Below are 7795 nucleotides of genomic sequence, written 5' to 3' on the forward strand. Positions count from 1 at the left end.
CCTGCCTGGTCGGGCAGGGGGGCGGGGCGTCGCTCGGCGCGGGGTGGGGGGAGATCAGCAGGCGCCGAGGTCCTTCCAGACGCCCCATTCACCCGTGGTGCCCGGCGTCTCGTTCTGCGTCCACCACTGGGCCTGCCACTTGTGCCCGTTGTACGAGACCTGGCTGCCGCCGGTGTAGACGGTGCCGGCGACGTACGCCGGGACCGAGCCGCATCCGGTGGTCGGCGGGGTCGTCGGAGGCGTCGTGGGCGGAGTGGTCGGAGGCGTGGTGGGAGGCGTCGTCGGCGGGGTGGTCGGCGGCTGCGTGGTGCCGCCGAGGGCGTCCGAGATCTGGTTGAGCAGGGTGGTCTTGTCGTCCAGGCCGAGCAGGGAGTACATCATCGCGCCGGCCAGGCCGCGCTGCTTGCCGTAGTCCACCCGGGCCTGGACGGCCTTCTGGTTCAGGCCGGTGAAGAACTCGCCGTCCTTGTAGAAGTACGCGGCCTTGGCCTGGTCGTCCCAGAACGTGGTCGCCGGGTTGTCGACGATCCCGCCGAGCTCCTTGTAGTTGGCGATGCCGGCCTGCTGGCTGGTGGGCCGGGCGCCGGAGGGACCGGTGGCGGTCTGCGCGAGGCCGTTGGCCGCCCCGGCGGGGACGCCCTTCCAGCCCCGGTAGTAGAACTCGTAGCCCAGGGTCAGCTTGTTCGCGGGGAAGCCGCCGGTGATGCCGTAGGCCGGGTTGCCGTCGATCCAGGAGTCGATGGCGTTGTCGATGCTGTACTTCTGGGTGCCCGGCGCGATCGGGTCGGTCGGGTCGCCCGCCGGGGAGTACAGCGGGGACTGGTGGTACGTCGGCCCGTCGGCGTCCCAGGCGCCGTGCATGTCGTACGTCATGATGTTCGCGTAGTCGAGGTACGCGCCGATCTTGTCCGTCTCGATGTACTTGATCTTGTCCTGGCCGGCCGGGAGCGCCGCCGTCAGCAGGTACTTCTTGCCGCCGTTGGCCTGCCCGTAGGCGTCGAGCTGGTCGCGGAACTCCTTGAGCAGCAGCGTGAAGTTCTGCTTGTCCTCGGGGGCGTAGTGGTTGCCGAGGTGGCCGCCGGAAGAGCCGGGGTACTCCCAGTCGATGTCGATGCCATCGAAGATCCCGGCCGCCGCGCCGGCGCCGCCGAAGCCGCCGTCGACCGGCAGGTTGCCCTTGATGTACTGGTCGATGCAGGAGGAGACCAGCTTCTTGCGGGAGGCGTCGGTCTTGGCCGCGTCGCTGAAGTACTTGGAGTACGTCCAGCCGCCGATCGAGATGTTGATCTTCAGGTGGGGGTACTTCGCCTTCAGCTGCTTGAACTGGTTGAAGACGCCCACGATCGGCTGGTCCCACTTGTCGGCGACGCCGCTGACGCTGTCGGCCGCGCTGAAGGACTTCTGGTAATCGGCGTACGAGTCGCCCGCGCCGTCACCGGCGTTGGGGTTGTTGTCGTCGCCCGCCGCCTTGTTCGCCTCGAAACAGGTGAGGTTGGTGGGGTGGATATTGCCGAACGAGTAGTTGATCAAGTCCAGCTTGCCCGCTATGCCCCGGGTGTCGAGGTGCTTGGGGTAGAAGGCGTTGCCGTACACGCTCCACTGGTCGTAGTAGGCGATCTTCACGCCACCGCTGCTCACGGTGGTGGAGGTGTCGGCCGCCTGGGCGGTGCCGAGTCCCGCGAAGGTGGCCAGCGCTCCGGCTGCCAGCGCGGCCGTGGCGGCGGCCGCGATGAGGGGTTTACGAATGTGCATGAACTGCCTCCGGGGGGTGGGAGGGGGGAGCATCAGCTTCAGGTGAGAGAAGTGATAGCGATCACCCCGCGCCCCAGTCAATGGTTTGGACCAAAGAAGGACTAGACCACTGCGCGGACAAATCCGCTCGTCAGAGAGGTGAGGGCACATCAAAAACCGCCCGCCACCCCGGGTGACGAGCGGTTTAAGGCTGCCTTAGGTCATGCTCCGGCAAGGTATCGGCAACAAACCAGCCAAACCCCGTTCTCCCGCGCTCAAGCCGGAGTCGACCCCTGCGTCGGCATCCCGTACGCATCTGCGACGAGCCCGTACGAGCGCAGCCGGGCGTCCCCGCCGTGGGCGTTGGCGGTCAGCATCAGCTCGTCCGCGCCCGTCCGCTCCACCAGGGCGTCGAGCCCCGAGCGGACCTCGTCGGGGGTGCCGTGCACGATGTTGGACACCCAGCCGTCCACGAACTCCCGCTCCAGGGGGGTGAAGGGGTACGCGGCCGCCTCCCGCGGCGTCGGCACGAGCCCGGGGCGGCCGCTGCGCAGCCGCAGCATCGACAGTGCGCCGGTGAGCACCTGGGCGCGGGCCTCCTGCGCGGTGTCGGCGGCGAGCGCCGAGACCCCGATGAGGGCGTACGGGGCGTCCAGCACCTCGGAGGGCCGGAAGCTCTGGCGGTAGAGGTCGAGGGCGGGCAGCGTCCCGGCGGCCGAGAAGTGGTGGGCGTACGCGAAGGGCAGGCCCAGCTCACCCGCGAGGCGGGCGCTGAAGCCGGAGGAGCCGAGCAGCCAGATCGGCGGCCGGCCGGCGGGGCCCTGCACCGGGCCGGGCACGGCGTGCACCCGGGCGTACGGGTGGCCGTCGGGGAAGTCGTCGTCGAGGAAGCGGGTCAGCTCCGCGAGCCGGCGGGGGAAGTCGTCCGCGGCCTCGTCCGGCCGTCCGGGCCCGCGCAGCGCCGCCGCCGTGCGGGGGTCGGTGCCGGGCGCCCGGCCGAGCCCGAGGTCGACCCGGCCCGGGGCGAGGGCCTCCAGGGTGCCGAACTGCTCGGCCACCGCGAGCGGGGCGTGGTTGGGCAGCATGACCCCGCCGGAGCCGAGCCGGATCCGGGAGGTGTGGGCGGCGAGGTGGGCCAGGATCACGGCCGGGGAGGAACTGGCCACCCCGGGCATGGAGTGGTGCTCGGCGACCCAGTGGCGGTGGTAGCCGCGGGATTCCGCGAGCCGGGAGATCTCCACGCTGGTGCGCAGGGACGCGGCGGCGGTGCTGCCGCTGCCGACGGTGACCAGGTCGAGTACCGACAGCGGCACCGGCGCCTCGCCGCGGACGGTCCCGCGGACCGGATCCGTGCCGCCTGCGGCCCCGCCGCCCGCCCCGCCGCCCGCCCCGCGGTCCGCATCCCCGGTGTCGCTCATCGTCGCTCCCGTCCCGTTCGATTCGTCCGTACGAAGAACTCGAACCGTCGGCGCTCCCCCGGCATTCCCCGTCGCGGTGGACCCGTGGCATGCCGCTGGCATATGCCAGAAGGGTAGGGCCAGGCAGAGGGACCCGATCGAGCCATCAATCTGCCCAACAGGCGCTCCGGAAGGGTCTCTTGGTGGCTATCGTGAAGAGGCAAGTGGTAACGACCTGGTAGGGGGAGACCGTGGCTCTGAAGCCCGAGCCGACCGCGCCGTTCCATTCGGTGCAGTACGCCCTGCGCGTGCTCGAAACGATCTCGCGGCACACCGGCGGTGTGACCGACACGCAGCTCGCGCGCGAGACCGGCCTGCCCGCGGCCCATCTCGCCCCGATGCTGCTGATGCTGCGGCGCGAGGGGTACGTCCTCCAGGTCTCCGACGGCGCCTACACCATAGGCGACTCCCTGGTGCTGCTCGGCTCCGGCGTCGACCGGCAGCGGGCGCTCCAGGAGAAGCTCCAGGACACCCTGGACCGGCTGCGCGATTCGGTCGGCGCGGCCGTCTACATCAGCCGTTACGTCGACGGGGAGGTCCGCATCACCCAGTTCGCGGACAGCCCCCGCACCCCGAAGGTGCACGAGTGGGTCGACTTCCGCTCGGCGGCGCACGCCAGCGCGGTCGGCAAGTGCCTGCTCACCCAGCTCGACCAGGACGGGCGGCGCGACCACCTCTCCCGTCACAAGATCGCCCGGCTCACCTCGAAGACGATCGTGAACGAGCGGATCCTCTTCTCCAGGCTGGACAGCCACCCGGCCACCGTGCCCGTCCTGGACCTGCAGGAGTACGCGGTGGGGACGGTCTGCGCGGCGGTTCCGATCACGGCCGGGGCCGCCGTGGGCTGCCTGGCCCTGTCGATGCCGGTCGAGCACGCCCACCGGCTGCGGGCCGCCGCCGACGCCCTGAACCGGAAGGCCGCGCCGCTGCTGCTGTCGCTCGCACTGTGAGGAATGGGCGGAGAAGCCCGGGAAAGCACTTCGGGCGGTTCCCGGTGAGACCGGAAACCGCCCGAAGTTCAGGTGCGCCGCCAGGGACTCGAACCCCGGACCCGCTGATTAAGAGTCAGCTGCTCTAACCAACTGAGCTAGCGGCGCCTGCTGACAGAGAAAATACTACCTGCTCCCGGAGGGTGCTCCAAACCATCACCCCCGGTCCAGGAGCTCCCGGCGCCCCCGGTCCTCGTACGCCGCCAGCAGCGTGGCCAGGGACTCCGCGTCGAGCGGGCGGTAGCCGGCGCCGGTGCGGTGCCAGACGGGGGCGGGACGGGAGGCGTCCACGGGCGGGGGCAGGAAGCCGGCCCGGCGCAGGGCGACCCGGTGGATCTTGTTCGTGGCGGTGACGGGCAGGGCGTCGAGGACCCGCAGGTAGCGCGGGGCCATCTTCGTGCCGAGGTCCGGCTGGGCGGCGAGGAAGGCCGCGAAGGCGTCCGGGTCGAAGGAGGTCCCCTCGCGGAGCGCCAGGGCGGCCATGACCTGGTCCCCGGCGACCTCGTCCGGGACGGCGTACACGGCGACGGCCGCCGCCGCGTCCCAGCGGGCCAGGATGTTCTCGATCACCGCGGCGGCCAGGTTCTCGCTGTCGACCCGCAGCCGGTCGTCGGTGCGGCCCGCGAAGTAGAGGAAGCCGTCGGGGTCCCGGAAGAAGAGGTCGCCGGTCCAGTACCAGCCGTCGCGGGTGCGGGCGGCCTCGGCGGCCGGATTGCGCCAGTAGCCCTCGAAGAGGCTGCGACCGCGGTTGACCAGTTCGCCGATGGCCTCGGCGCCGTTGGTCAGACGGCCGTCGGCGTCGAGGACGGCCGCGGGGCATTCGAGGCCGGTCTCCGGGTCGATCACGGCGAGGTCGTCCCCGGCGCCGGCCCGGCCGAGCGCGCCCTGCGGGGTGTCGGCGGTCCGCTGGACGGAGGCGCCACCCTCGGTGGCCCCGTAGCCCTCCACCAGGCGGATCCCGAAGCGTTCGGCGAAGCGCGCCGCGTCCACCGCTCCGGCCTCGGTGCCGAAGCCGAGGCGCAGGGGGTGCGTGCGGTCGTCGGGGCGGGGGGCGGTGGCCAGGAGGTACTGGACGGCCCGGCCGACGTAGGTGAAGTAGGTGGCCCCGTAGGCGCGGACGTCGTCCAGGAAGGCGGAGGCCGAGAAGCGGGGGCGCAGGGCGACGGCGGCCCCGCCGCAGAGGGCGGGGAGCCAGTCGGCGATGACGGCGTTGCCGTGGAAGAGCGGCATGCAGATGTAGTGGACGTCGTCCGGGCCCACCCGGAAGGAGCGGGCCAGGGAGTGGCCGGCGGCGGCGAGCCGGCCCTGGCTGCATATCGCGGCCTTGGGGGCGCCGGTGGATCCGGAGGTGAAGTAGAGGAGCAGCCGGCTGCCGGGACCGGGCGGGCGGACGGTCGCCTCGCCGGGCCTGGCGTCCGCGTACGGGGCCAGCAGGGCCGCGTAGGACTCGGTGCCGGTGACCAGGATCCGTACGCCGGGCAGGTCGAGGCCGCGCAGCAGTGGCAGGTGGGCGGGCTCGGTGACCAGGATCCGGCAGTCGGTGTGCAGGATGTCGCGGGCCAGCTCCGGGCCGCGCCGGGTGGGGTTGATCCCGGCGACGGCGGCCCCGGCGAGGGCCGCCGCACCGAGCCAGAAGGGGAACTCGGGGGTGTTGTCGAGCAGCACCCCCACGTGCGGCTCCGCCCCCGGCGGCAGCAGGTCGACGAGGAGCGCGGCGCGGGCGGCGGCCTCCCGGGCGGTCCGGTGGCGGCTGAGGACGGCGGGCCGGACGCCGCGGGCCGCGTCGGCCCCGTGCATCAGCCCGGTCCGGGGGTCGCCCCAGTGGCGCGCGATGAGCTCCGCGACGGTCTCGGGCGCCTCGGCATCGGGAGCAGTCGTCGTCCGCATGCCGCCGGAGGTTAGCTGACGTTACGTCAGAACTGAACGTCGGAGCAGGAGTAGAAGGCCATCGGGGTGTCGTTGACGGTCCAGACGGCGAGGATCATGTGCCGTCCGCTCTTGCCGGCGGGCATGGTGCCGCGGTGGATGGTCGTCATGTCCGGGCGGCCGCCGTTGTAGGGCACGACGAGGAAGGGCTGGGGGTCGAGCGAGGCCCGGGTCAGCGGCTTGGTGGGGTCCCAGCCGTTCTTGGTGACGTAGTACTTGAAGTCGGTCGTGGAGTGGTTCGCGGTGAACTGCCAGCGGAAGTCGAAGCTCTGGCCAGAGGTGACACCGGTGGCGGGCCACTTGCCCCCGCGCGGGTCGTCGAGCTGCGCGAACTCGCTGTGGCCGCCGGAACATATCTGGCCGTCGGCCGGACCGGCCGCCGGGAAGCCCTTGTAGCCCTCGACGCTCTGGGGCTCCCACTGGATGGGGCCGCAGTCCGCGACGGTCTTGTTGGCACAGAGCTTCTGGCGGCTGATGGGGGTGTCGGTGTAGCCGTGGCCGCTCGCCGAGGGGGCGCTCAGCAGGGCGACGGCGGCGAGCAGGCCGACGCCGAGGGCGGCGGCGCCCGCCCGGCCGGGCCGGGCGGGCATGCGGAAGGAACGCATGGTGCTCCTTGGACGTGGGGGGACGGGAAGGGGAGCCGTGCGCGCGTGGGGATGGCTCCAGGTCTAGACCAAGTCCCACAGTATGGAGGGGAGTTGGCCATGTCTATACCAATGAGAAAACGGGTGGTCCGGTCACAACCGGCCACCCGTTTCCCCGTCACGCGTGTTACTGGTCACCACGCCCGGTGTAGAAGGCGACGGTGAGGTCCTTCACCAGAGCCTTGCGCTCGTAGTCGTCGAGCTCGACGATCCCGCGCGAGGTGAGGCGGTGGACGGTGTCGTCCACGGCGTCGACGACCGCGGTCAGGACGGTGTCCCGGTGCTTGGCGTCGATCGCGGCGACCCGGCGCCGCCGCATCGCCTCCGCGACCTCCGGGGCGTACTCGATCCGGGTGGGCTGTGCCGAGAACACCTCGATCCCGACGGCCTCGGTCTCGGCCGCCAGCATCCGGGTCAGCGCGTCGCCGACGGCCTCGGCGTCGCGCAGGGTCGGGGCGTCCTCGTGGAAGGCGTCGGCGGGCAGCTGGGACAGCACCCGGGCCATGGCCGACTCGACCTGCTCGGCGAGGTAGTCGGTGTGGTCCTCGACGGCGAGGGTCGCCCGGGCGGTGTCCTTGACCTGCCAGACGACCTGGACGACGACCTGGAGGGCGAGGCCGCCGGAGTCGACGGCCGGCATGGGCTCGCTGCGCCAGTGCCGCAGGCGCACGTCGACCCGCTGGCGCAGCAGGAGCGGACTGATCCAGGTCAGGCCGGTACGGCGGACCGTGCCGCGGTAGCGCCCGAAGAGGGTGAGCACCCAGGCGTGGCCGGCCCGGGCGCGGCCGAGGCCGCCGAGTGCGAGGAGGGCGACGATCCCGAGGAGGGCGAGCGGGGGCCAGTGCGCGGCGTGGAGTCCGCGGTAGGCGCGGGGGGCCGCGCCGAACGCGGCCACCAGGGGGGCGGGGACGGCCCCGGCCCGCCAGAGCACGGCCGCGCAGCCCAAGAGGGCGAGCCCGCCGACGATCACGGCGATCCAGCCGGGCAGCACGGGGCCGCGGTGCTCGCGGAGCCGGTCGTCGCCACGGGGGACGCGGCGCCCGGCGGG

6 protein-coding genes and 1 tRNA gene are annotated in these 7795 nt (G+C 72.3%); 1 reads left to right on the plus strand and 6 read right to left on the minus strand.

What is annotated here, in order from left to right:
- Nucleotides 1–54: 54 nt before the first annotated feature.
- Entirely contained in the window at nucleotides 55–1752 is a 1698-nt protein-coding gene (locus tag AB4039_RS31080; RefSeq protein ID WP_442272344.1) for a glycosyl hydrolase family 18 protein, read from the minus strand.
- 254 nt (nucleotides 1753–2006) lie between these two features.
- Nucleotides 2007–3149: an LLM class flavin-dependent oxidoreductase gene (locus AB4039_RS31085; protein ID WP_442272345.1), complete on the minus strand. Its 1143-nt coding sequence runs from the start codon at nucleotides 3147–3149 to the stop codon at nucleotides 2007–2009.
- A gap of 230 nt (nucleotides 3150–3379) precedes the next feature.
- Between AB4039_RS31085 and AB4039_RS31090 the strand changes: the two genes are divergently transcribed.
- Nucleotides 3380–4138, plus strand: a complete 759-nt coding sequence (locus AB4039_RS31090; protein WP_266839212.1) for an IclR family transcriptional regulator domain-containing protein — start codon at nucleotides 3380–3382, stop codon at nucleotides 4136–4138.
- 73 nt (nucleotides 4139–4211) lie between these two features.
- On the opposite strand, the gene AB4039_RS31095 is transcribed toward AB4039_RS31090, so the two are convergent.
- The 4 genes from AB4039_RS31095 to AB4039_RS31110 form a co-directional block, all read right to left on the minus strand.
- Nucleotides 4212–4285 (minus strand) — tRNA-Lys (locus AB4039_RS31095).
- 48 nt (nucleotides 4286–4333) lie between these two features.
- Entirely contained in the window at nucleotides 4334–6064 is a 1731-nt protein-coding gene (locus AB4039_RS31100; RefSeq protein ID WP_442272346.1) for an AMP-binding protein, read from the minus strand.
- 26 nt (nucleotides 6065–6090) lie between these two features.
- Nucleotides 6091–6708, minus strand: coding sequence for a lytic polysaccharide monooxygenase auxiliary activity family 9 protein (locus AB4039_RS31105; protein WP_266839215.1), 618 nt, complete (start codon nucleotides 6706–6708; stop codon nucleotides 6091–6093).
- A 166-nt stretch (nucleotides 6709–6874) separates the two neighbouring features.
- A partial coding sequence (locus tag AB4039_RS31110) for an SPFH domain-containing protein (protein ID WP_442272347.1) occupies nucleotides 6875–7795 on the minus strand: 921 nt, incomplete at its 5' end.

The sequence above is a fragment of the Streptomyces sp. M-16 genome, assembly GCF_052114405.1.
GTDB lineage: Bacteria > Actinomycetota > Actinomycetes > Streptomycetales > Streptomycetaceae > Streptomyces.